This window comes from uncultured Alistipes sp., from assembly GCF_902388705.1.
GTDB lineage: Bacteria > Bacteroidota > Bacteroidia > Bacteroidales > Rikenellaceae > Alistipes.
The window spans coordinates 89,757-114,521 of the sequence record NZ_CABMQJ010000003.1 but is presented as its reverse complement, the minus strand read 5'-3'; the positions used below and the strand labels follow the sequence as shown (position 1 = coordinate 114,521).

Annotated in this window: 16 protein-coding genes and 1 tRNA gene; 16 read left to right on the top strand and 1 reads right to left on the bottom strand. The window is 54.6% G+C overall.

The genetic code is table 11. The annotated features are described in order from the left end of the window. Positions 1-62 precede the first annotated feature (62 nt). From QZT71_RS02015 to QZT71_RS01960, 12 genes are all read left to right on the top strand, one after another. On the top strand, positions 63-1,208 hold the full coding sequence (locus tag QZT71_RS02015; protein ID WP_295911688.1) for a DUF6786 family protein: 1,146 nt from the start codon (positions 63-65) through the stop codon (positions 1,206-1,208). Between the two features lie 35 nt (positions 1,209-1,243). After that, positions 1,244-2,668, top strand: a complete 1,425-nt coding sequence (gene fucP / locus QZT71_RS02010; protein ID WP_295911686.1) for an L-fucose:H+ symporter permease — start codon at positions 1,244-1,246, stop codon at positions 2,666-2,668. Between the two features lie 96 nt (positions 2,669-2,764). Beyond that, on the top strand, positions 2,765-4,756 hold the full coding sequence (locus QZT71_RS02005) for a DUF2961 domain-containing protein (RefSeq protein ID WP_295911684.1): 1,992 nt from the start codon (positions 2,765-2,767) through the stop codon (positions 4,754-4,756). Between the two features lie 15 nt (positions 4,757-4,771). Then, positions 4,772-6,706, top strand: a complete 1,935-nt coding sequence (locus tag QZT71_RS02000) for a glycoside hydrolase family 172 protein (protein WP_295911680.1) — start codon at positions 4,772-4,774, stop codon at positions 6,704-6,706. 442 nt (positions 6,707-7,148) lie between these two features. Next, a complete protein-coding gene (locus QZT71_RS01995) occupies positions 7,149-10,220 on the top strand; it encodes a SusC/RagA family TonB-linked outer membrane protein (protein ID WP_367112538.1) in 3,072 nt (1,023 codons plus the stop codon). A gap of 26 nt (positions 10,221-10,246) precedes the next feature. After that, positions 10,247-11,788 carry a RagB/SusD family nutrient uptake outer membrane protein gene (locus QZT71_RS01990; RefSeq protein WP_295911674.1) on the top strand — a complete coding sequence of 514 codons (1,542 nt, stop codon included), beginning with the start codon at positions 10,247-10,249 and terminating at the stop codon, positions 11,786-11,788. Between the two features lie 19 nt (positions 11,789-11,807). After that, positions 11,808-14,546, top strand: coding sequence for a GH92 family glycosyl hydrolase (locus tag QZT71_RS01985; RefSeq protein WP_295911670.1), 2,739 nt, complete (start codon positions 11,808-11,810; stop codon positions 14,544-14,546). A 12-nt stretch (positions 14,547-14,558) separates the two neighbouring features. Then, positions 14,559-15,020: a hypothetical protein gene (locus QZT71_RS01980; RefSeq protein ID WP_295911667.1), complete on the top strand. Its 462-nt coding sequence runs from the start codon at positions 14,559-14,561 to the stop codon at positions 15,018-15,020. Positions 15,021-15,032: 12 nt separating this feature from the next. Continuing rightward, positions 15,033-15,986 carry a DUF4961 domain-containing protein gene (locus tag QZT71_RS01975; RefSeq protein ID WP_295911664.1) on the top strand — a complete coding sequence of 318 codons (954 nt, stop codon included), beginning with the start codon at positions 15,033-15,035 and terminating at the stop codon, positions 15,984-15,986. A gap of 5 nt (positions 15,987-15,991) precedes the next feature. Next, positions 15,992-17,419, top strand: a complete 1,428-nt coding sequence (locus QZT71_RS01970) for a sialate O-acetylesterase (RefSeq protein ID WP_295911661.1) — start codon at positions 15,992-15,994, stop codon at positions 17,417-17,419. 110 nt (positions 17,420-17,529) lie between these two features. Beyond that, positions 17,530-18,639: a hypothetical protein gene (locus tag QZT71_RS01965; RefSeq protein ID WP_295911658.1), complete on the top strand. Its 1,110-nt coding sequence runs from the start codon at positions 17,530-17,532 to the stop codon at positions 18,637-18,639. A gap of 21 nt (positions 18,640-18,660) precedes the next feature. Continuing rightward, positions 18,661-20,289, top strand: coding sequence for a ribulokinase (locus QZT71_RS01960; RefSeq protein WP_295911655.1), 1,629 nt, complete (start codon positions 18,661-18,663; stop codon positions 20,287-20,289). A gap of 91 nt (positions 20,290-20,380) precedes the next feature. Here the strand turns inward: QZT71_RS01960 and QZT71_RS01955 are convergent. Beyond that, positions 20,381-20,451 (bottom strand) — tRNA-Cys (locus tag QZT71_RS01955). A gap of 224 nt (positions 20,452-20,675) precedes the next feature. On the opposite strand from QZT71_RS01955, the gene dprA reads away from it, so the two are divergent. The 4 genes from dprA (at position 20,676) to QZT71_RS01935 (ending at position 24,741) form a co-directional block, all read left to right on the top strand. Further along, the gene (gene dprA, locus QZT71_RS01950) at positions 20,676-21,779 is read left to right on the top strand and encodes a DNA-processing protein DprA (RefSeq protein ID WP_295911653.1); all 1,104 of its coding nucleotides are present in this window, start codon (positions 20,676-20,678) and stop codon (positions 21,777-21,779) included. Beyond that, positions 21,776-22,567, top strand: a complete 792-nt coding sequence (locus QZT71_RS01945; RefSeq protein WP_295911650.1) for a TatD family hydrolase — start codon at positions 21,776-21,778, stop codon at positions 22,565-22,567. The genes dprA and QZT71_RS01945 overlap by 4 nt, the downstream gene beginning before the upstream one ends. 18 nt (positions 22,568-22,585) lie before the next feature. Continuing rightward, positions 22,586-23,614, top strand: coding sequence for an asparaginase (locus QZT71_RS01940; protein ID WP_295911647.1), 1,029 nt, complete (start codon positions 22,586-22,588; stop codon positions 23,612-23,614). A 374-nt stretch (positions 23,615-23,988) separates the two neighbouring features. Next, entirely contained in the window at positions 23,989-24,741 is a 753-nt protein-coding gene (locus QZT71_RS01935; protein ID WP_295911644.1) for a MotA/TolQ/ExbB proton channel family protein, read from the top strand. Positions 24,742-24,765 lie beyond the last annotated feature (24 nt).

Below are 24,765 nucleotides of genomic sequence, written 5' to 3'. Positions count from 1 at the left end.
TTATTCCGGTCATACTACTGACCTTAATGGGTTCATGCACACAACAAAAAACTCGAACCAAAATGGGTACCTACGGATATGACTCCGATTTTCTGAAAACGCATGCCGTTGAATTTCTCGAACTCGCCAGCCCGGACGGTCAGTCGAAAGTGCTGATTGCCCCCGGTTATCAGGGACGTGTCATGACTACGACAGCTGCCGGCGACACGGGCGACAGTTACGGATGGTTGAATTACAAACTTATCCAATCGGGAGAGCTCAATCCGCAGTTCAATCCGGTGGGCGGTGAAGAACGATTCTGGCTCGGCCCGGAAGGCGGCCCCTTCTCCCTCTACTTCAAACCCGGAGTGGAACAGGTATATTCCAACTGGATTGTCCCCCCGGTAATCGACACCGAACGGTATGACATCGCGCACCGGGATTCACAGAGCGTGAAGTTCGTCAAACAGGCCCATCTCTCGAATGCGTCCGGCACCCCATTCGATCTGCGCATCGAGCGCGAAATATCGCTGCTCGATGCGAACGCAACAGCAGCAGTTCTGGGGCGTCCCGTCCCGAAACGGGTAAAAGCGGTCGCTTACAGAACCGACAACGTCATTACCAATACCGGCAATGAGGTTTGGACCCGGGAAAAGGGACTTGTTTCGATTTGGTTGCTCTGCATGTTCAACCCCACACCGAGTACGACCGTATTTATTCCCTACGTCACGGATACCAAGGGCAAGATACTCAATGACGATTATTTCGGCAAGGTGCCCGAAGACCGCCTGATTGCAGAAAACGGCACGGTATTCTTCAAAATCGACGGCACATACCGCAGTAAAATCGGGCTGCCCGCAGGACGGGCCAAAGGCATCTGCGGGAGCTACGATTCTCAAAAGAAAGTACTGACCATACTGACCTGCACAATGCCGGAAAAAGAAGCCCCATATGTCAATTCGAAGTGGGGGCATCAAAAGGAATCAGAGCTCTACGAAGGTGATGTCATCAACTCCTATAACGACGGGCCCGTCGAGGACGGTTCCATCATGGGGCCTTTTTACGAAATAGAAACCTCATCGCCCGGTGCAGCCTTATCTCCCGGAGCCTCTATGCGCCACATTCAGACGATAATCCATGTACAGGGCGAAGACGCCGACCTCGACCCGATCCTGTATGACCTCTTCGGCCTGAACCTTAAAAAAGTTTCCGGCATATTTACCCATTGACCCGCTTCGACTAAAACTACCCAACCCCGAATTCAATGGAAAAACGACGCGTCATACCCAAAGGAATCGCATGGCCGTTCATGCTGTTGACCTGCTTGTTCTTCGCATGGGCAATTCCCAACAACCTGACCGACACAATGCTTGCGGCTTTCAAACGTATCATGAGCCTTTCCGACTCAAAGACAGCATGGATACAGGTCGTCTGCTATCTGCTCGGCTACGGATGCTGCGCTATTCCGGGAGCGATGTTCATCAAACGCTACACCTACAAGGCGGGGGTACTGCTGGGCTTAGGCCTCTATGCCCTCGGAACATTTCTGTTCTATCCGGCCATGCTCTGCTCCCCGGTGAATATCGATTTCAGCTTCGTCATGTTTCTGATAGCGATTTTTGTCCTTTTTTCAGGGCTTTCCATATTGGAAACCTCCACAAATTCCTATGTGCTGATGATGGGTGATGAACAGACCGCAACACAGCGGCTCAATTTCGCACAATCATTCAACCCATTCGGCGCCATTACCGGCGTCGTCATCAGTCAGGTATTTATCCTTTCACAACTCAACCTGCTTACTTCGAACGAACGCGCCACACTCCACGCTGACGAACTGGCTGCAATACAAGGAGCCGAATTGAATGCCGTAACCACTACCTATGTCATTCTCGGTCTGGTCATGCTCGCCATCATGCTCGCCATTCGTTTCACCCGAATGCCGGCCCTGAAAGAAGCGGAAGGCAAAGTCGATTTCGGAGGCACGTTCAAGCGACTGGTAAAAAACAAAAATTATGTTTGGGGCGTCGTTGCACAGTTTTTTTACGTTGGAGCCCAAATCGCCGTATGGTCGTTCGTCATCCGATATGCCATGCAACAGCTCCACTTCGACACCGTAGTGGCATCGCTCGGAAACAATGCATCGACTGCAAACGTCATTTCGGCACTGCGTGATGTGGAACCCGTCGCAGGAAATTTCTACAATCTCTGCGAATGGATAGGTCTGGACGACCTTCTGCCACGCACAGCCGAACAGGCCGGAGCCACTTATTACATTCTTTCGCTTATTCTCTTCGTAATCGGCCGGTTTGTATGCACAGGACTGATGCGCTTTCTCAAACCGCGTAACATCCTGACAACGTTGGCTCTGTTGGCAGCGATCTGCTGTTTCGTGGCTATTTACGGCCATGGAGCTCCAGGCGTATACGGGCTGATGGGTATCTCGGGCTGCATGTCGATCATGTTCCCGACAATCTATGGATTCGGGCTAAAAGGCCTCGGCGAGGATACGAAAATTGGCGGTGCAGGCATGGTTATGGCCATTGCGGGAGCGGCAGTCCTGACCCAGATACAAGGCATCGTATCCGATCAGGTCGGCAGCATCAAGATGGCTTACTGGGTACCCGCAATCGCATTCATCGTAATCCTGTATTACAGCATTGCAGTTTGTCGTAAAACCGAAAAAAAATAGCATATGAAAAAAATCTTCACATTTCTCCTAACCCTTGCTGCCGCATATACGGCTGCAGCACACGAGCCCGTTTCGATAAAAAGTCTTTTGGGCGAAATGACAGACCGCACTGAAAAAGCGCGCTTTCCCTCGCCCCGATTTACCTGCAGACAGTTCAGCAGCTACGACCGGCTCACGACCGAAAAAGGGAAACCCGGGTGGTTCGGAAACTGGGATCGCACCCAGTTCATCGCCATCGAGCAAAACAACGGCCGGCGGGAATTCGTGATGATGGACGCCGAAGGCCCGGGTGCAATCGTCCGTTTCTGGATGACATTCGCCGGGGAAAACTGCGGACTGGGCACACTGCGTATCTACGTCGACGATATGCAGGTTCCCGTAATCGAAGGCCGTGCTTTCGACGTATTGAGCGGCAATGTCGTATCGGACGCACCCCTGGCCGCATCCGTTTCGGAACTTTCGCCCTACGAACAACGAGGACACAACCTTTATTTCCCGATACCCTATGCAAAGCACTGCAAAGTCACCTATGAAACCGAAAACATCTACGAGGACGGCATCGGGGGAAAAGGCCGCAGCGAATGCGTTTACTACAACATCAACTACCGAACATACACGGAAGGCACCAAGGTCATTTCCTATTCGGCCGCCGAAATGGCCCGGAACCGCAGCCTGATCGCGCGCACGCTCAAACAACTGAAAGAGATGGACCGCGGCCTCAAAGGCGTACGCCTCACAAGCATGCCACTCAATGCCGAACTGATCCCCGGAGAGCGTAAGAGCATCGACATTACCGGATCAAAAGCCGTCCGCCGCATCGGCATGCGCATCGATGCCGCCGACATACCCCAGGCCCTGCGCTCAGTTGTATTGGAAATGAGTTTCGACGGGGAAAGAACCGTATGGATTCCCGCAGGGGATTTCTTCGGTACGGGCCCCCGGCGGATTTACACCAACACATGGTATACATCCGTATCGGAAGACGGCATGATGAACGCCTATTGGGTAATGCCGTTCGAAAAGGAGTGCCGCATCACACTGCTCAACGTGGGCCGGGAAACCGTTCGTATTTCCGATGCGGCCGCGGAGTTCGCGTCGTGGAAGTGGGACGACCGTTCCATGCACTTCGGCTCGTCATGGCACCAGTACAATGAACTTTATACCGGCGGCCTGAAAGATGCATCGGGCGAGAACGAGGGACTCTGCGACCTGAATTTCGTTACACTTTCCGGTAAAGGCGTCTATATCGGTGACGGTGTAGCGTTGTTCAACACGACATACGCCTGGTGGGGCGAAGGCGACGAAAAGGTCTATGTCGACGGAGAAACATTCCCGTCGCATATCGGCACCGGAACCGAAGATTACTACGGATATGCATGGTGCCGTCCCGAAACGTTCACCGACCATCCTTTCATCGCACAACCCTGCGGCGAAGGCAGTTATTCTCCCGCTTATACAGCCAATACGCGCCTGCGCGCCCTGGACGGGATTCCGTTCGACAAATCCATCCAGTTCGACCTCGAACTGTGGCACTGGGCCAAAGGCTATATCGATTACGCCTGCTCGACGTTCTGGTATGCGATGCCCGGCGCGACGTCGAATATTGCGCCCGACTTGGAGGGAGTGCGCCGCAAGGTAGCCATGAGCCGGAACGACATCATGCCCGAACGGACGGAACTGTCGGTCGAGGGCGAAGCGATGCATGCAGTCGCACGTGACGGCGGACATTTCGAATACCGCTTCGTTCATCCCGAAAAACTCAGCGGAGGCATGCAACTGTTCTGGTGCAACGCAGGCGAAAAACAGCGGCTGACGGTGGAGTTCGACAACGTATTCGATTTCTGCGGACCCATTTCCGCCCTTTGCTGCACGGACAGCAACGGATACACCGTGAACATATACCTGAACGGCAGGCTGCTCAAATCCGGAGTGGATTTCAATGCCCCGGAATTCAAAGTGAAGCGTATAGCCTTGGGCGAAGGCAAACTGGTAAAAGGCATGAACCGGTTCGAATTCGAAATAGTCGGATCGTCCTCCCCCTCCGGCCTGGGGCACATGGGTATCGACAAAGTGATATTCGGCCGCTAATCTAACGAACACACCATGAAATTCCGAATCCAGATCATTCTAGCTACGTTATTTGCTGTCGCGCTGACACAACAACTCGTAGCCGTACAGCCCGGACGCTATGACTGGGCTGAAGAAATCCGCACATTGTCCCGACCCGACCAGCTCCCCCGCTACCGAACGGGATGTATTGTAGAGGAAATCTCGTCGTATGACCCGACCGGAGGTAATGACGACGGTTTTTCGGGACGGTACTCGTATATCCGCAAAGAGAACGGCAAACTGGTGCTCGCCGATCTGAAAGGGCCCGGTGTAATCAACCGTATCCATACCCCGACCCCGACCTGCGATACCATTTCGTTTTACTTCGACGGAGAAACGACCCCGCGTATCTCGCTCCCGTTCGAGGACCTTTTTTCGGGGAAAGTATTTCCGTTCGTCGAACCAGTTTGCGGCAATGAAATCGGGGGATTTTTCTGCTACCTGCCGATTCCCTATGAGAAATCGTGTAAAATCGTCTTCAGCGGTGAAAAAATACTGTTCCACCAGATACAGTATCGCAATCTTCCGGGATATGACGTGAAGTCGTTCGATACAAATAACATTCCTGCTGACGTGCTGGATGAGGTTCGCCATACTTGGAAGACTCCGGCCATACCCGCAAATGCCCGGGTGGCAGGCAGCCGGACCACGCTCGAGCCGGGAAAGGAAATTATCCTCTACCGAAGCACCCGTCCGGGACGCATTCTGGGTTTCGAGATAGACGGCGGGACATCGTTCGAGGGATTGAACAAAGATGTTATTCTCTCCGTCCGCTGGGACAACGATAAAACCGAGGCGATTTATGCTCCTTTGCAGGATTTCTTCGGGTATGCCTACGGAAAACCGGCGATGAGCAGTGTCCTCGTAGGCAGCAAGGACGGGGTAAACTATTGCTATATACCCTGTCCCTACGACCAAAAAGCCGAAATCAAGCTAATCTACAAACAGCGCAAAGGGGTGAAACAGGAGCCGCTCCGAATCAGTTCGAAAATCTATCACAGCGACAAAAAACGCGATATCGCCGCCGAGGGCAAATTCTACGCAACCTGGAACCGCGAAATCAATCCGCCGAAAGGCCGTTACTATCCGTTTGCCGACCTGAAAGGCAAAGGGCACTATGTAGGCAATGTTCACCAGGCCCAGGGGCTCGTTCCCGGCATGACGCTCTTTTTCGAAGGAGATGACTCAATTCGCGTGGACGGGGTAATGCGTATTCACGGCACGGGCTCCGAAGATTTTTACAACGGCGGCTGGTATGCGGTAATGGATCGTTGGGACAGGGGCATGAGCCTGCCTGTCCACGGGGCGCTGGATTACTCCCTGCCGATGGCCCGAACCGGAGGCTACCGCCTGTGCCTCTCCGACAAAATGAGTTTCGAAAATGATTTTTACTTCGGAATCGAGCACGGCCCCGAAAAGAACGAATATCCGGTGGATTACACTTCGGTCGCTTATTATTACTGCGACCGCGCTCCGTCACAACACAGGGAACCCACCGAAGAACTCCGCACGGTCTACCTGCCCGACAAACATACGTTCTACCCGCAGCTCATGGATTTCAATCTTGCCAGGGGATTGAAAGTTTCGCTGGACGACTACGTCCGCACTGAAGTTACCGAACAGAGCGGAAAAATCCGAATCAACCTGTCAGAAATTCCGGAAGGTCGTTACCGCATTTACCTTACCTACCTTGAAAAGAGTACGGGAGCAGATTTCCGCCTCTGGCAACGCCAAAACCCGATTACCGAATGGAAATCTTCGCGCGGCTCTGGAGCCGTCCGGGAAAAATGTCCTCTCGGAGAAATGTACCTGACGCCGCAGACCGCTTCGCTAACCATCGAAATCCGGAAAAACGGAGGAGCCGGGACATTCGACTTCGAATGCCTGTGCCTCGAGAAGGAAGGCAACCAGGCACACATAACGCGGTAACCGCACAACCATGTACTGATACGATCACTTGAAACCAATTATAAAAAACCGGAAAGCAATCCTATATCGGCCGGAGTCCGGCCGATAGCAACGAGAAGAGAATATCCGACAGACATCGAAATTCGGGGCGGAGTTCTCAACCGTCCCGGAATACCACCAGCCGAGCGGATCGGTTCGGGAAGAATGATCGCTATCGAAGGTTTTCAGAACGGGCGCCGAACCGGAATAAAAGGGCGCCGTTCCAGCACCTTATTCCCGGAAACCGCGTGCACCGCACATCCATATTACATATTAAAGCATTAACAACCAGACATATATCAAACAAAACTTTTTCACACAGGTTTTCGGCCATGCAGGGCAACCGCAATCTCGAAACCGCCGAAAACAAAAAACCAATTAAGTACCATAATCCTACTTATTAAAAATTAACCTAAATCAAAAAATGACCATGAAACAAAAATTGACAGATTGCTGCGAAAGAGGTTCTCTCAAGGGCTTTTTCGCTCTCATTTGTTTTCTGTTGCTGAGTGTTTCCGGAATACAGGCACAGGTTGCGTATGAGGTCACAGGCGTCGTTTCCGACCACAATTCCCCTCCGTCCCCGCTGACGGGAGCGTCCGTTGTCGAAAAAGGGACTTCCCGGGGAGTTGTAACTTCATCGGACGGAAGCTACTCGATCCGGGTTTCGTCGCACGACGCCGTATTAATTTATTCATTCTTCGGATGCAAAAGCCAGGAAATAGCAGTGGCCGGCCGTACGCAAATCAACATTTCGCTACAGGAAGATGCGATCGCCCTCGAAGAGGTCGTCGCCATCGGGTACGGCTCGATGAAAAAGTCGGATTTGACGGGAGCAGTTTCTTCCGTCAAGTCGGACCTGTTGGAAAACAAGCCCATCGCATCGTTCGATAATGCGCTGCGCGGCCAGATTGCGGGTGTGCAGGTTCGACAGAACGACGGTCAGCCGGGCGGAGGCGCTTCCATCCGCATCCGCGGCACCACTTCGATCAACGGTACCAACGAACCGCTTTATGTAATCGACGGCGTGCCCCTGATCAGCGAATCGGTAACAGACGGACAGGGCCTGACCATCAATCCGCTCTCGAGCTTGAGTACAAATGACATCGAGTCGATCGAAGTGTTGAAAGACGCCTCGGCCTCGGCGATTTACGGCGCCCGAGGCGCTAACGGCGTCATTCTGGTAACGACAAAAAAAGGCCGCAGCCAGCAGGGTACGGTACGTTTGAGCGCTACGTTCTCACTGCAAAGTCCCGAACAGGCATATACGATGCTCAACGGCCAGCAGCTCGCGCAGCTGGGTAAAGAAGCGTATGAAAATTCGAGCATGTCCGTTCCCGCCTACTTCCAGGCCCCCGAGTCGGTAGTGACAAGGACGAATTGGATGGACGAAATCTTCCGCACGGCCCTGACGCAGAATTATCAGGTGAATTTCAGCGGCGGATCGGAAAAAGTCAATTATAACTTCTCGGCCGGTTATTTCGACCAAGAAGGTATTCTGATCAAAACCGACTTCACCCGCTATACATTCCGCGGACAGATCGATGCCGACGTCAACCGTTACATCAGTTTCGGCTCGACGATGGGTTATTCGCAGGTGCAAACCGAAGGGTACGGCAACGCCAACTCGGGCCTTGCCCTGATCGCCATGGCACAGGACATGAATCCGGCACTCCCGGTTTTCGACGAAAACGGCGAATATACATTCCGGAACAACCTCTCTTCATCGACAGGCGTAAACGGCGGAAACCCCGTGGCAACAGCCCAAAAGGCCGACATGCAAAACCGCCAAAACCGTTTTACGGGCAATCTTTTCGCCGACGTGAAATTCCTGGGCGACGACCGGCTGGTATTCAAGACCTCGTTCGGCGTGGACGACATCTTCAGCAACGACCGTCTGTTCCTCCCCAGCGACCTGGCCGTGTCGGCCGACGGCCCCGGTAAAGGCAACGTATCCACGTTCACTACCAAAACATGGGTCTGGGAAAACACTCTTACCTATAAAAACGTCTGGGGCAAGCACAGTCTCTCGGCCATGATCGGCCAGACTGCCCAAAAGTTCACGCAGAGCATTGCCCGCCTGGGAACGAAGAACTTCGAGGACAACCGGCTGGGTTACCACGACTTGAGCATCGGCAAGGATGTCGCGATAACTTCGACGACTGATTCCGAATGGGCAATGCTCTCCTACATCAGCCGTATCCACTACTCTTACGACGACCGCTACCTGTTTACCTTTACGGGGCGCGTCGACGGTTCGTCGAAATTCGGAAAGAACCACAAATACGGTTTCTTCCCCTCGGGAGCTGTCGCATGGCGCATCTCGGAAGAGAAATTCATGAAAGACGTAAAACCCATCTCGAATCTGAAACTCCGTTTGAGCTACGGCGTCGTCGGCAACGCGGGCATTGCGCCCTATCAGTCGCAAGGCAATCTGATTTCGGTTTCGCCCCCGTTCGGCCCCGGAGTCCCCAACGGCGGCATGGCACCCATGACACTGCCCAATGCCGATCTGGCATGGGAATCGACATCGCAGTTCGACGCGGGTATCGATATCGGTCTGTTCGACAACCGGCTGAATCTTACGGCCGATTACTATCGCAAATACACGACCGACCTGCTTTACAACGTCGACCTGCCGATGTACTCGGGTTACATGTACTCGCTGCGCAACCTCGGCGACTTGAGCAATACCGGTCTCGAGTTCTCACTGATAGCGATACCCGTTACCACGCGTAATTTCGAATGGACGTCGACGCTCAATTTCGACACAAACGTTACCCGAATCGAAAAACTCAATATCGCAGAGGGCGAATCGGCAGGTACGGGCGTAACCCGCATGGTAGTCGGCGACAAGTTGAACAACATCTGGGGTTATAAGACGAACGGCATCGCCCAGCTGGACGAAGATCTGACGCAGGTGGCACAGTTCCCCAACCGTCCGATGGTAGCCGGAGAGCAGAAGTACCAGGACATCAAAAAGGACGGTATCATCGACCTGGACGACCAAGTCATCCTTGGCAACCTCGCCCCGAAGTTCACGTTCGGCTTTAACAATAGCTTTACATACAAGAACTTCAACATGAACATTTTCCTGGAGGGAACCTACGGCAACGACATAATCAACTACACGCGCAAATCGCTGGAGTCCATGGACGGAGCACGCAACAACATCACAACGGTACTCGACCGCTGGACACCGGAGAACCCCAACGCGAAAATGCCGCGTGCCGACGTGGTTTCCAACTCTACGGCCTTTTCTGACCGTTGGGTAGAAGACGGAAGCTACCTGCGCATCCGCGACCTGACGCTCGGTTATACGATTCCCCGGAAACTGCTTCGCGGCATTGCCAGCATCAACGTATTCGTATCGTTCGAAAACCTCTATACGTTCACCAAATATACAGGTTACGACCCCTCGATCGGCGGAGGTGTCGACCAGAACCTCTATCCTACGTCGCGCAAGTATTCGCTGGGCGTTTCGATGACATTCTAAACGTATAACCAATAACTACAACGAAGATGAAAAACGGATTTATCAATACGGTCTTTTGTTTATCCCTGTCACTCGCGTCGTGCAGCGGCTTCCTGGACGAAGTACCCCTGTCGAACGTAACGGATAAGAACTATTACACTACGGAATCGGATGCCGAAGGAGCTGTCAATGCCATCTATGAAGCGGTAGGCATCGGCTCGGTCGGATTCTGGTACGGAACCGGCAACGGAAACACCCCTTACGGCGGACTTTTCTCCAACGATTACTGGCTCGCACAAGAACTCATGTCGGACAATGCAATCCACGACGACTGGCGTTATGCGGGTTTCGACACCTTCAGTCTCCCGGAAACGGACGGCCAGGTAAAGACCCTGTGGTTCAACTTTTTCCGCGCTATCAACACGGCCAATATCGCCATCGATAAGATTCCCGCAATCAACATGGACCCGGACAAACGCAACCACCTGGTAGGCGAAGCCCGTTTCTGGCGCGGCCTGCTCTATGCGGAAATGGTCAAATTATGGGGAGATGTGCCGCTGCGCCAGCTCCCGAGCGAATCGGTAGACCCGTTGTTCAATGTCGAACGTACCGACCAGCTCACGGTGCTTAACGCCTGTTTCGAAGATTTCGAATTCGCCATCGACAACCTGCTGGACAACTACCGCACAGGCTACGGGCGCGCCAATTCACTGATTGCAAATGCAGTCGCAGCCAAAGCAAGCTTAATCAAAGCAACCCGCACGCATGCAGCGGAAGACTACCAGGCTGCAGCCGACTATGCTTACGAAGTTATCAAAACGGGAAAATACGATCTCTACCCCGATTACGGCGACAATTTCGTCATCAGCAAAGAGCACGGCATCGAATCCATCCTGTCGATCAACTATGGTATCAACGACACGTGGAAATCGCAGTTCAACGTTTCGCTGCTTCCCTCCGAAATCCGCAAGAACAGTCCCGGAGGCAGCGAGGGTCCCGACAACGCCAACTCCTGGGTTGCACCGACCAAAGATCTGTACATGTCGTTCGCCGAAGGGGATTTGCGCCGCGACATTACGATCATGAAAGATTTCACTTACAGTGACGGATCGGTCTATGTATTCGAGGGAAATGCAAAATATCCCTATTATTACACCAAATACTGGGATCGCGTAGCCGAACCGGACGGCAAGAACTCCGATCAGAACTATCCCTTTATGCGCTATTCCGAAGTACTGCTGATATACGCCGAAGCGCTCAATGAGGTGCACCAGGGCCCGACGACAGAGGCTTATCAGGCAATCAACAAGGTGCGCGACCGCGCTTTCAAGGATAACGGTTCGGGAGCCCACGACCTGAAAGACCTCGATTATACGGGTTTCCGCAAGGCCATACTCGATGAACGCCGCTGGGAACTCGCATTGGAGGGTTCGCGCTGGTTCGACTTGGTGCGCCTGTCGACAGACTTCGCACAGACCATCAAGCGGGTCAAACCCAGTGCTTATCCCGAAGAGAAACACAAGCTCTTCCCGATCCCGCAGTACGAGCGTTTGCTAAATAAAAAAATCACGCAGAACGACGGTTATTAATCATCTGATTCCGAGTTAAATGAAACGACTGACAATTATCCGATTATACGCTCTTACGGCATGCTGCCCGCTGGCCCTGCAGGTACAGGCAGGACAGGACAACATCGCCCCGTTGGCACACGCGACCGTTTCGAATACATTGAGCGAAGCATACGGTGCGGAAAATATCAACGACGGCAGAATCATGTACGACGGCAGCGGCGAATGGGCCTGCAAAGGCTTTGTCCCCGCATGGGGCGTGATGTACATGCCGTGGGCCCAATTGGAATGGGACAATGAGGTTTCGATCGACCGGGTAGTACTTTACGACCGTGTTTCACAAGCGGAACATACTGCCGGGGGTACGCTCCATTTCAGCGACGGCTCCACGGTAAGCGTGACGGGTATTCCCAACGACGGGAGCGCCCGGAGTGTGACTTTTGCGCCCAAGACCGTGAAATGGCTCCGGTTCGAAGCCACCGACGGAAACGGCAAGAACATCGGCCTCTCCGAAATTGAAGTGTTCCCCGCCCGAGGTGAAAACACCGAATATACGGAGTGGGTAGATCCCTACATCGAAACCACGCGCGGACGCTGGTTCTATTGCACCCCGGCGGCTCGTCCGATGGGTATGGTAGCGGCGCATGCCTTCACCCGCAACAAAAACCAGGGCGGCGGCGGATACAACTACAACTTCCCGGACATCCTGGGTTTTTCGCAAGTCAACGACTGGATGATTTCGGGCCCGAACATCATGCCGGCAGCCGGCGATATCAACCCGATGCTGGGTATGGAGGGTTGGAAATCGTCCTTTAAGCATGAGAGCGAAATCATTCAGCCTGGTTACCACCGCCTCTACCTCGACCGTTACCATGCATGGGTCGAATACACGGCGACCGACCGCGTGGCATTTTACCGGTTGAACTACACGAATGGCGACACGGCCAAACTGCTCGTCGACGTAGGCAGCGTACTGGGCAACTGCTCGATGAACAAAGCCACACTCCACCGTATGAGCGAAACCTGCATTCTGGGAGAGTTCGCAACAACAGACCGTTTTTGGGGCGGACCCGACAACATTCCGCTCTTCTTCGTGTTAGAGTGCAACCGACCTTTTGCCCGTGTCGACGGATGGAATGAGAACGGTATCCAGCCCGATGCAGAACAAGTTGCCGGCGATGCAGCCGGCATGGTGCTGAATTTCGACCTGAAAGATTCCAATGAAGTGATGTTCAAAATCGGCATGTCCTACACAAGCATGGAGAATGCGGTGAACAACCTGCGGGCGGAACTTTACGGATGGGATTTCGACGGCGTGTGCCGGGAAACCCGTGCGATATGGAACAACACCCTGGGGCGTATTGCGGTAGAAGGCGGCAGCGATGCCCAGCGGATCAAGTTCTACACCGATTTGTGGCATGTATTGCTGGGTCGTCACAAAATCAGCGACGTGAACGGCTGGTACCCCGACTATGCGGGCGGTAATTACGTGGAAAAACGTTCGGCTGATCCGATGAAACTGCGCCGCGTGCCCCTCGACGCAAATGGCACGCCGAAGTTCAGCATGTACGGCTTCGACGGCATCTGGCTGACACAGTGGAACCTCAACATCCTGTGGGGCCTGGCGTGGCCCGAAATCATGGACGACTTCACGGCCTGCCTGGTGCAGTATGCGGACAACGGAGGACTGTTACCGCGTGGCGGTTGTGCCGGAGGATACTCTTTCATCATGACGGGATGTCCCTCGACAAGCATGTTGGTAAGTGCCTATATGAAAGGCATCATGAAAAAGACGGACCCGATGCACGCCTATGAAGTCATCAAGCGCAACCACTTGCCGGGCGGCATGATGAGCCACGAAAGCGCCGATGACCTGAAGTTCTATATCCGTAACGGCTATTGTCCCGACAATGCGGGCAAAACGCTGGAGTGGGCATTCCAGGACTGGGGCTTGAGCCGCATGGCGGCACGGTTGGGTAAAAAATCCGACGCCCGTGAGTTCGAACGCCGTTCGCGCGGATGGACACCCCTGTTCCATGCCGGGGAAAAGCTGATTTTCCCAAAAACGCGTACCGGCGAATGGGTGCACACCGATCCGCTCGACGGCCGGGGATGGGTCGAAGCCAACTCCTGGCAGGCAACTTGGTCGCTGTCGCACGACCTGCCGAAGCTCATCGGAATGATGGGCGGAAACGATGCTTTCTGCGAAAAGCTGAATTATGCATTCGAACAGGCCCGCGACCTCGACTTCGTCTATGCGTACAGCGGCGGTTATGTCAGCTACGCCAATCAGCCTGGCTGCTCGAACGCCCATTTGTTCACCTACGGGGGTAAACCATGGATGACCCAGTATTGGGTTCGCCGGGTCAAAGAACAGGCATACGGCGGCACTACTCCCGACAAGGGCTATGGCGGCCACGACGAAGACCAGGGTCAGATGGGCGGCGTGAGCGCACTGATGGGAATCGGTCTGTTCAGCGTTACGGGCACAGAATCCGACACACCCTGTTACGAGATTACCTCGCCGATTTTCGACCGTGTGACTATCCGGCTCAATCCCGATTACTACACTGGGAAAGAGTTCGTCATCACGACACACGACAATTCGTCCGAAAATTGCTATATCCGCCGTGCAGAGCTGAACGGAGAGGCATGGGACTACGCCCAGTTCGACCATGAAACTTTCTCCCGCGGCGGTTCCCTCGAGCTGTGGCTCGGAAACGAACCCACCAAAGAGTGGGGAAAACTCAAATATTCGAATTCTGAAAAACAACAATAAAAAGCTACCGATATGAAAGCATCGTATGTTTTCCTGATAGCCGCATGGGGCCTTTTCCTGGCGGGTTGCACCAACGACCTGGAAAGCGGCAAGGATTATCCGGCCCTTGCAATGGGAACAGAAACAGTAACCTTTAAAATCGACAAGGTGCTCCAGAACGACGTGGATGTAAAACCCTATTTCACTTTTTTCGACGACGTGGAACTGACCTTGAGCTACGAGAACGGCAAACCGTCGAAACTGACCTTCTCCGAAACGGGAGCTCCGTTCAACGTAGTGACAAGCGGCTACACGGATGTCGATTGGGAAATCTACACGGGCAAAAGCCCTTACGAAATACGCCTGAAAGCCACCGGAGAGGTAATCTGCTACATAACGCGCGACAAACTCGTCACATTTCCGTTCAAGCTGGGAGCCCCTTCGAACAAATACGAATACCAGCTGCTTCCCGTAGTAAATAGAGAGAACGAATAAAATGCACCGAAAATGAAACGTTATCAAAAATACCTGGCACTCATAGGACTCGCCCTGTTGGTTGCGGCCTGTATGAAAATTCTCAACGTCACCCATCCCGAAACTGCTCCCGTAAATACGGGCGTAGATGTTTCGATCGACATCGAAGTTACCCCCGCGGAAGACGGGAGTTCCCGCGTACTGGTGGGAATCCTGGCTCCCGAAACATGGAAACTCACCGAAAGTTCGCAAGTCACCTTTACGACGAGTTACGGCCCGGAAACGATGACCATGAGGGTTGCCACCGAAGCGGATGTCGCCCCCTCGGGTAAAACATGGCCGGTATCCTTGAGGGATTCGCTGGGTACGCAGGACAACTATGAACCCGTGGAATGGACTGCATTCATCGCAGACGAAGAACTCTCATGGAAAAACAAGGAGGTATTCACGGGAACCGTCAAAATCCACTTTACCACGGGTGCGGAAAACCTGAAAACCAACCTTGCTTACGTAGTCAGCAATGTCAAGGAAGCTGCCGACGTGGACGTGCGCGTGGTACACAAGCAACTGTTCGAAACGACAGGCGGAGAAAACGCCACGATCGACTACACACAGCCCAAAGTATGCTCCATCACCCCGGAAACGTTCACCTGGGAGGATATCGTCGCACTCCACTGCAACCTGTCTATTCCGATGAACGGGGAGGATTCGCCCCTGAAAGGAGCGGAAAAGGTTTACCTGATGGCCCGGGCCACCTATGGCGACGGAGCACACGAGGCCGTTGTGGACGAAGTCGGTCCGAAAACCCTCATGATGAAGAACGGCACAGATAAATGGGTGCTCTACATCTATCCGCACGAATTTTTCGGCATTCCCGCCGGCGTGAAGATCGAGAGCGTCAGCTTCTACATGGTCAACGAAGATAAGAGCATCGAAGTGAAGATGCCCAACGGCGGAGAGTTCTCACTCCCCGAAAACAACAAGTAGATCCGATGAAGCGACTCTTCATGACAGCGTTGTTCGGACTCTGCGCATCCCTCGCGGGTGCGCAGAGCCTCGAACTGCCGCCGCATTTCGCATCGGGCATGGTACTCCAGCAACAGGCGGACGTGGAGTTGTGGGGACGGGCTGCTCCCGGGGCCGAAGTCCAGATTGTTGCAAGTTGGGATAAAGCGACCCACAAGACCGTGGCTGACGACAGCGGTCGCTGGAGCGTCGTCGTACGGACACCCGAGGCGAGTTACGCTCCCCGCACGCTGACCTTTGCATGCGGCAGGGAATGTATTGTGTTGAACGACCTATTGGCCGGCGACGTGTGGCTGCTCGGCGGGCAAAGCAACATGCAGATGAATTTCCACGGCAATGCGGACCAACCGGTGGAAAACGCACAACGTATCCTGCTTCGCTGCCACCGCCCGGGCATCCGGCTTTTCCAGGTCAAAAACGGATATGCATACCGGGAAAGCGATACGATCCGCATCGAGGGGAAATGGACACCGGCAGATCCGGCGAATGTGAAAGAATTCAGCGTCGTGGGCTACATTTTCGGCGAGAAGTTGCACGACTTGCTCGACATCCCGATAGGCCTCGTACAGTCCGCTCACGGAGGTTCCACAGCCGAAGCATGGATCGACCGCACCGCATTGGAACAATTCGGTGGGTTCGACCTGAACATCGAAGCCGGGAAAGTGGATCCGGTATGGTACGGCGTACTTCCGACCATACTCTACAACAAGATGCTCAAACCGCTTCTGCCGTTGAGTATCAAAGGTGTAATCTGGTACCAGGGCGAAGCCAATGTAGGCCGCCCGGAGCAATACAAGACCCTTTTCCCGCTGTTGATCGAATCATGGAGGCGTTATTTCCGCAATTCCGACATGCCGTTTTATTACGTCCAGATAGCCCCCTACGAACATCAGGGCAGCAACTCGGCCGAACTGCGCGAAGCCCAGCTGGAAGTCATGCAAAACATCCCCCACACGGGTATGGCCGTAGCACTCGATGCCGGCGAACGGAATGTCATTCACCCGCCCCGCAAAGAGGTAATCGGCGAACGGCTCGCTTATTGGGCGCTCAACCGCGATTACGGGTATACGGCTTTCGGATGCCGCGGCCCGGAGTTCCGGTCTATGGAGGTGCGCGACGGACGCGCCGTGCTGAAGTTCGATTTCGCCCCGAACGGGCTCTCGTTCTTCGGGAAAAGGCCGTCGGGATTCGAAATTGCCGGTAAAGACCGTATTTTCCATCCTGCCGAAGTACGTATCGCCCCCGCTTTCTGGGGCAACGAAGGACTGGAAGTATGGAGCGACAAGGTGGCGGAACCCGTCGCCGTGCGTTACGGCTACACGAATTATGTAGACGGATCGCTTTACAATACAGAGGGGCTTCCGGCCTCCTCATTCCGAACCGACAACTGGTAAATCCGGCAACCCGGAACGGCGCGGGGACAAGGTTTTTCACACCGGCCTTTCCCGGAAATCCCGTTTCCGGAGCAATTAACCGAAAAATAAAACTATCAACCGATTTAATTATGAAGATTCTGAAACCCCTTGTGCTATTGTCACTCCTGACAGCAGCGGCATGCGGCGGAAATACGTCCAAAGAGGCGCTGACCGTACGCGTCGATAATGAATTCACATCGCTTTACATGCCCGATTCAGGCGGCGTGACGAGTGCCGATGGAACCATTTCGATACTTCTCGATGACGGCAGCTCGCTCTTTATGACCGGGGACTGTTTCGTAGGAAACGTAGTCGATGGGAAACGCAAGCCGGGCGAAAAAATGATTAACAATTCGCTGGTGCACATCAGTTCCGATTACAAGTATCTGGGCTCGCATTACCTCGGCACGACGGCCGAACCCCAGTCACTGTGCACACCGCCCAAGGCCGCGACATCGCCATGCACCTATTGGTACTGGCCGGGGCACGGATTCCAACACGGCGACATACTTTACTGTTTCATGACGAAATTCTACCAAGGCGGCGAAGGCCAGTGGGGCTTTGTATTCGACGGTACGGACCTCGTGCAAATCGATTCGAAAGATTACAGCGTCAAGTCAATCGAGGAGATCTACGACGGTAAATGTCCCGTCCACTGGGGACATTGCGTCCTGAAAGCCGGCTCCTATTATTATATTTACGGAACCCGTTCGGGCGCCGAATACGCTTCTGCACAGTTGTGTGTTTCACGTGCGAAACTCGACGAAACATCCGGAAATCTGAGTGCTTATGAATATTTCGACGGTCGGGGTTGGAGTAGCGATCCGGCCGCCGTTGCTGCCTGCGGGGGCCTTGATATTTCCGTATCGGAACAGTTCTCCGTTTTCAAATACGACGACACTTACGTACTGCTCACGCAGCGCCGGGCGCAACAGGCGGGAGATATATACTCCTTTATTTCGGATACGCCCGCAGGCCCGTGGCGCAACAAGCAGTTGCTTTACGTCACCCCCGAACAGGATGCCGACAAAGACCTTTTCACCTACAATGCCATGGCGCACCCGCAATTCATCAACCGGGAACAGGAACTGCTGATCTGTTACAACGTCAACAGTTACGACCTGCAGAAACCTTTTATGGACGTAAATACGTATCGGCCGGTATTCCTCCGCGTACCGATGGGTCTGATTTTGGAATAAAAGACCGAAATATATAAGATCATGGAGGAAAATTATGTAATCGGAGTGGACTTCGGCAGCGACTCGGTACGTTGCCTGATTGTGAATGCCGCCAACGGTTACGAAATAGCTTCCGCCGTAGAGCATTATCCCCGATGGACAGCAGGCAAATACTGCGATCCCGGCACCAACTGCTATCGGCAGCATCCGCTTGACTACCTCGAGTCACTCGAAACGGTCATTCGCAGGGCCCTTGCGCAGTGCGGGCACCTCATTGCAACCAAGATACAGGCTATTTCGTTCGACACGACAGCCTCTACACCCGTACTGACCGATCGCTACGGAACACCGCTTGCACTGCTTCCCCGGCATGCAGAAAACCCCGACGCCATGTTCATGCTCTGGAAAGATCATTCAGCCGTTCGCGAAGCGGATGAAATCAACGAACTGACGCATCGTTGGAAAACCGACTATACGAAATATTCGGGTGGTATTTACTCCTGTGAATGGGTTTGGGCGAAAGTGCTTCATGCTTTGCGAGCAGCCCCGTCACTCCGCAACGATGCCTGGGCGTGGGTCGAACATTGCGACTGGATCAGCGGCATACTCACGGGAAACACCGCTTCTAAAACGATGCTGCGCAGTCGTTGTGCCGCAGGTCATAAGGCTATGTGGCACGAGTCGTGGGGCGGTCTGCCGTCCCAGGAGTTCCTGACGGCCCTCGATCCGCTGCTGGACGGATTCCGTGAACATCTTTATACCAAAACCCATACCAACGGTACATACGCCGGTACTCTGACCCGCGAATGGGCCGCTCGGTTGAGCCTTCGCGAGGCGACCAAAGTAGGACTGGGAGCCATCGACTGCCATATCGGCGCCATAGGGGCACAAATCACGCCCAATGTCCTCGTAAAGACAATCGGCACCTCCACCTGCGATATCCTAACCGTGCATCCTGAAGACATGCAGAATCGGGTGATACAAGGAATATGTGGGCAAGTAGACGGTTCAGTAACGCCTGGACACCTGGGATTGGAAGCGGGGCAATCCGCTTTCGGAGATATATATGCATGGTTCAAAGGGCTGATAGCATGGCCTCTTGAATATATCTGCGGAAATACGCCCTTATCGGAAGAGGCTATCATTCCGAAACTCTCGGAACAAGCGGCCCGACTGGAACCGACGGAATCCGCACCCATTGCACTCGACTGGATGAACGGCCGGCGCACGCCTGATGCAAATCCCCGGGTACAGGGGGCCATTTCAGGAATCACCCTCGCCACAACGGCACCGATGCTTTTCCGGGCTCTGGCAGAAGCTACAGCATTCGGATCACGGGCCATCAACGAACGATTCACACGGGAACAGATACGGATCGAAGACGTTATTGCCATCGGCGGAATCGCCCATAAATCGCCTCTCGTAATGCAAATCATGGCCGACGTAAGCGGACTACCGATCAAGGTAGCTGCAAGTTCGCAAACATGCGCCCTCGGGGCAGCTATGTGTGCGGCAGTAGCAGGAGGCATACATGCCTCCATCAGAGAGGCACAGCAGGCAATGGGGCACGGTTTCGCCACTGTTTATTATCCTGATCCCTGCCACCGGAAAGTATATAATGCGCTTTATGAAAAATACTTGAAAATCGGACATTTTTTTGACCAGAACTAATCCGACATTGGGGAACCAGAAACAGTTAGACAAAGAAACAACCTCAATCAAACAGCAGGTAACTAAAAATTAGTTACCTGCTGTTTGATTGAGGTCTGAAGCGGATTCGAACCGCTGTACAAGGTTTTGCAGACCTTTGCCTAGCCACTCGGCCATCAGACCCTGATTTTAATTCCCGAAGCACTGTCCCGTTCCGCATCCGTTCAAAAGCCGGAGCAACCCGGTTTCGTTATCCGGCGGCGCACCGGAAATATCCGATTTATTTTCAAGCGCATCGGGAGTGCAAATATACAAACATTTCTAAAATCTGCAAAACTTCGGCCCAACTTTGCGTTATTTCCCAAAAATATTTACTTTTACGACACGTTAAACGACTTTTCGCGGTTATGACCATCGAGGATATTGCCCTCCAGATGACCCCGGGTATCGGCGTGAAAGGCGCCGTGCACCTGCTCGAATTATTCGGCGACGCGCGGAGTATCTTCGCCGCGCCGCAGGAAGAGTTGGTCGGCAGGGCGGCCCTGCGCGAGGAAACGGCCCGGCAGATCGTCCGCCGCAAAGGCTTCGCCGCCGCGGAAAAGGAACTCGCCCACTGCCGCCGCAATTCAATCACGGCCATCGCATCGACCGACCCCGAATATCCCGCCCTGCTGCGCGAAATTCCCGATTATCCGCACGTATTATACCTCATGGGCGATACCGCCGCCCTGTCGGCACGCTGCATCTCGATGGTCGGCACCCGCACCGCGACACCCTACGGACAAGTGATGTGCAACCGGCTCGCAGAGGGGCTCGCGGCACAGGTTCCGGGCTCCTGCATCGTCAGCGGGCTGGCATTCGGCATCGACGTCGCCGCCCACCGGGCCGCACTGGACAACGGCATCCCGACCGTTGCGGTGCTGGCCAATCCGTTGCCGGAGGTAATGCCTGCCCAGCATACGGCCGTAGCGCACGACATCCTCGACCACGGCGGAGCGCTGGTCACGGAGCTCCATTCGCAGACGCGGCAGAACGGTACGGCCTATCTCGCCCGCAATCGCATCATCGCGGGATTGAGTGCAGGGTGCGTCGTGATTGAATCGCCCGACAGCGGCGGCTCGCTCGTAACGGCACAGTATGCCGACGACTACAACCGGGCGGTCATGGCCGTTCCGGGACGCGTCACAGACCGGATGTCGGCAGGCACGAACCACCTAATCCGCAACCGGAAAGCACAGCTGGTACTTACGGCCGGCGACATTGTCCGCGAGCTGATGTGGGATTTCGGGACAGCGCCGGCCCTGCTCCGTCAAAAACCGGCCACACCGCAACTCACGCCCGACGAAGCGGGGCTTTTAGGGTGTTTCCGCACGGACGCCCCGCTGACGGTCGAGGCGCTAACGGAATCGTGCGGCCTGAATCCGGGCGAGCTGGCCACGCTGCTCGTGGGACTCGAACTGGCGGGAGCCGTGCGCCAACTGCCCGGCAACCGATACATGAAATTAATATGAAACTGACAGATACACATTCGCACCTGTACGAACCCGAATTCGACCAAGACCGGGAAGAGGCGCTGGCACGGGCCGCCGAAGCGGGCGTGCAGCGGCTGCTGCTCCCGGCCATCGACTCCGCGAGCCACGAACGGCTGTTCGACCTCTGCCGCCGCCATCCGCAGCAGTGCGTACCGATGATGGGACTGCACCCGACCTCGGTCAACGACAATCCCCGCTGGCGGGAGGAACTGGCGCTCGCGGAGCACTACCTCGCCTCGCCGCCCGAGGGCGTCGCACGGTTTTGCGCCGTGGGCGAAATCGGACTTGACCTCTATTGGAGCCGGGATTACAGACAGGAGCAATACGAGGCGTTCCGCCGCCAAATCGACCTGTCGCTGGCATACGGACTGCCCATCGCCGTGCATACGCGCGACGCCTGGCCCGAAACCGCCGAGCTGATGCGCACCTACCGGGGACGCGGCGTCCGGGGTGTTTTCCATGCCTTTTCGGACTCGGCCGAAACCTACCGGGAGCTGAAGAATTACGGCGATTTCGCATTCGGAATCGGCGGCGTGGTGACATTCAGGAAAAGCAAACTGGCCGACGTGGTGCGCGAAATGGATTTGTGCGACATCGTACTCGAAACCGACTGTCCGTACCTGACGCCCGTACCCCACCGGGGCGAACGCAACGAGTCGGCCTACGTGCGGTTCGTCTGCGAAAAGGTCGCCGAACTGAAAGGGCTGACGCCCGAGGAGGTCGCAACCGCGACCACGGCCAACGCCGAACGCATTTTCGGAAAATAACCGTTACAAGCATATACGATGAAATCCTCAATCCTCATTATCTATACGGGCGGAACCATCGGCATGAAGAACGATGCCGAAACCGGGGCGCTGGTGCCTTTCGATTTCAGCGGCATCTACGACGAGTTCCCCTCGCTCAAGCGGCTCAACGTAGACATAGACGTGCTGACCATGGACCCCGTGATCGACTCGTCGAACGTCACGCCCGCCAACTGGGTGGCGCTCGCCGAACTGCTCCGCGACAACTACGCGCGCTACGACGGATTCGTCGTACTGCACGGGACGGACACCATGTCCTACACCGCCTCGGCCATGAGTTTCATGCTCGAGAACCTCGCCAAGCCGGTGGTATTCACCGGAAGCCAGATTCCGATCGGCGTGCTGCGCACCGACGGCCGCGAGAACCTGATTACGGCCATCGAAATCGCAGGCGCCCATATCGGCGGCCGCCCCGAGGTTCCCGAGGTGTCGCTCTACTTCCAGAACCGGCTGTTCCGCGCCAACCGCACCACCAAGCGCAGTGCCGAGGCGTTGAGCGCCTTCCGTTCCTACAACTACCCGCCGCTGGCCGAGGTCGGGGTGAACATCGCCTACAACCTCCCGGCAATCCTGCAACCGACGGAGAATTCGCCGCAGCTGCGCATCGCCACCCGCCTGGCCGACGGCATCGAAATCATCAAACTCTTTCCCGGGCTGGGGGAGAATATCCTGCGGGCCATGCTTGCGGCGCCGGGACTGCGGGCCGTGGTGCTCGAAACGTTCGGTGCGGGCAACGCCCCGACCAACGAGTGGTTCATCCGTGTGCTGAAAGAGGCGATCGACCGCGGTGTCATCATCCTCAACATCACCCAGTGCGGCGGCGGCAAGGTTTCGATGGAACTCTACGAAACGGGGCTGCGGCTGCAAAAAATCGGCGTCCTGTGCGGCCACGACATGACCACCGAGGCTGCCGTCACCAAGCTGATGTACGTCCTCGGGCTGGAACTTTCCGAAGAACAGACCCGCGCGATGCTGCGCCGTCCCCTGCGCGGAGAATTTACGGCTTAAGACGTTGCACGGAACGAATTTTTTTTCTATATTTCGCACTGCTAATGTACCTTATCGGGCCGTTCGGACACGGCAGCCGGGGGTGCATTTACAACACAAGACATTGACCGGCAGGCAATTGGGTGGATTCAGAATGAAATATTCGGGATTCGGCCGTGTGCATGGAGCCGGCCCGAAAAGGCCGCGGACAATGCTAAACAGGGTGCCGGAAGCATCCGACAAGGCCGGAAAAAATGTTTTTTTAGGATTTTTTTACAAAAAAAGTTATTGAACGAAAACAAAAGGAGCCGGGAAACCGGGCAAAAGGAACAAACCTGAAAACACAAAACTAATAAAAGATCAACTAATCAAATTTAATTTTATCTAACACAACTATGAAAAAACTTTTTTTGATTCTGTCAGTGGCCCTGTTCGCACTGGGTACTGTTAACGCATTCGCGCAGGAGGCTGCTGCTGCAACCGAAACGGTTGTTGCCGAAACAGAAATCGCCGGAGAGAGCATGCACCACATCCTGATGCAGAAGTTCCTCGAGGGAGGTTGGGCCTGGATGCTTCCGGTGCTCCTCTGCTTGGTAATCGGTCTGGCCGTAGCCATCGAGCGTATCCTCTACCTGTCGCTCTCGACGATCAACTCGAAGAAACTCATCGCCAAAGTCGAGGAAGCCCTCAAGAACGGCGGTATCGAGGCTGCCAAAGAGGTTTGCCGCAACACCCGCGGCCCGATCGCTTCGATCTACTATCAGGGCCTGGATCGCTACGACCAGGGACTGGACGCAGTGGAGAAAGCCGTCGTATCGTACGGTTCGGTTCAGACCGGCCAGATGGAATCGGGTCTTTCGTGGATCGGCCTGTTCATCGCCCTTTCGCCTATGTTGGGCTTCATGGGTACCGTTGTCGGCATGATCGCGGCATTCGACGCCATCCAGGCTGCCGGTGATATCAGCCCGACCCTCGTTGCAGGTGGTATCAAGGTCGCCCTTCTGACCACCCTCATGGGTCTTATCGCTGCGGTTATTCTTCAGTTGTTCTATAACTATATCGTTTCGAAGATCGACTCGCTCGTAAACGATATGGAGGATTCGTCTATCACGCTGATGGATATCCTGACGGCTTACAACAAGAAATAATCCCAACGATTTAAAGAGCTAAAA

What these genes read in the sequence shown, in the direction of transcription:
- QZT71_RS02015 (WP_295911688.1), top strand. Translation starts at nt 63, where the DNA reads ATGGGTACCTACGGATATGACTCCGATTTTCTGAAAACGCATGCCGTT.
- fucP (WP_295911686.1), top strand. Translation starts at nt 1,244, where the DNA reads ATGGAAAAACGACGCGTCATACCCAAAGGAATCGCATGGCCGTTCATG.
- QZT71_RS02005 (WP_295911684.1), top strand. Translation starts at nt 2,765, where the DNA reads ATGACAGACCGCACTGAAAAAGCGCGCTTTCCCTCGCCCCGATTTACC.
- QZT71_RS02000 (WP_295911680.1), top strand. Translation starts at nt 4,772, where the DNA reads ATGAAATTCCGAATCCAGATCATTCTAGCTACGTTATTTGCTGTCGCG.
- QZT71_RS01995 (WP_367112538.1), top strand. Translation starts at nt 7,149, where the DNA reads ATGACCATGAAACAAAAATTGACAGATTGCTGCGAAAGAGGTTCTCTC.
- QZT71_RS01990 (WP_295911674.1), top strand. Translation starts at nt 10,247, where the DNA reads ATGAAAAACGGATTTATCAATACGGTCTTTTGTTTATCCCTGTCACTC.
- QZT71_RS01985 (WP_295911670.1), top strand. Translation starts at nt 11,808, where the DNA reads ATGAAACGACTGACAATTATCCGATTATACGCTCTTACGGCATGCTGC.
- QZT71_RS01980 (WP_295911667.1), top strand. Translation starts at nt 14,559, where the DNA reads ATGAAAGCATCGTATGTTTTCCTGATAGCCGCATGGGGCCTTTTCCTG.
- QZT71_RS01975 (WP_295911664.1), top strand. Translation starts at nt 15,033, where the DNA reads ATGAAACGTTATCAAAAATACCTGGCACTCATAGGACTCGCCCTGTTG.
- QZT71_RS01970 (WP_295911661.1), top strand. Translation starts at nt 15,992, where the DNA reads ATGAAGCGACTCTTCATGACAGCGTTGTTCGGACTCTGCGCATCCCTC.
- QZT71_RS01965 (WP_295911658.1), top strand. Translation starts at nt 17,530, where the DNA reads ATGAAGATTCTGAAACCCCTTGTGCTATTGTCACTCCTGACAGCAGCG.
- QZT71_RS01960 (WP_295911655.1), top strand. Translation starts at nt 18,661, where the DNA reads ATGGAGGAAAATTATGTAATCGGAGTGGACTTCGGCAGCGACTCGGTA.
- dprA (WP_295911653.1), top strand. Translation starts at nt 20,676, where the DNA reads ATGACCATCGAGGATATTGCCCTCCAGATGACCCCGGGTATCGGCGTG.
- QZT71_RS01945 (WP_295911650.1), top strand. Translation starts at nt 21,776, where the DNA reads ATGAAACTGACAGATACACATTCGCACCTGTACGAACCCGAATTCGAC.
- QZT71_RS01940 (WP_295911647.1), top strand. Translation starts at nt 22,586, where the DNA reads ATGAAATCCTCAATCCTCATTATCTATACGGGCGGAACCATCGGCATG.
- QZT71_RS01935 (WP_295911644.1), top strand. Translation starts at nt 23,989, where the DNA reads ATGAAAAAACTTTTTTTGATTCTGTCAGTGGCCCTGTTCGCACTGGGT.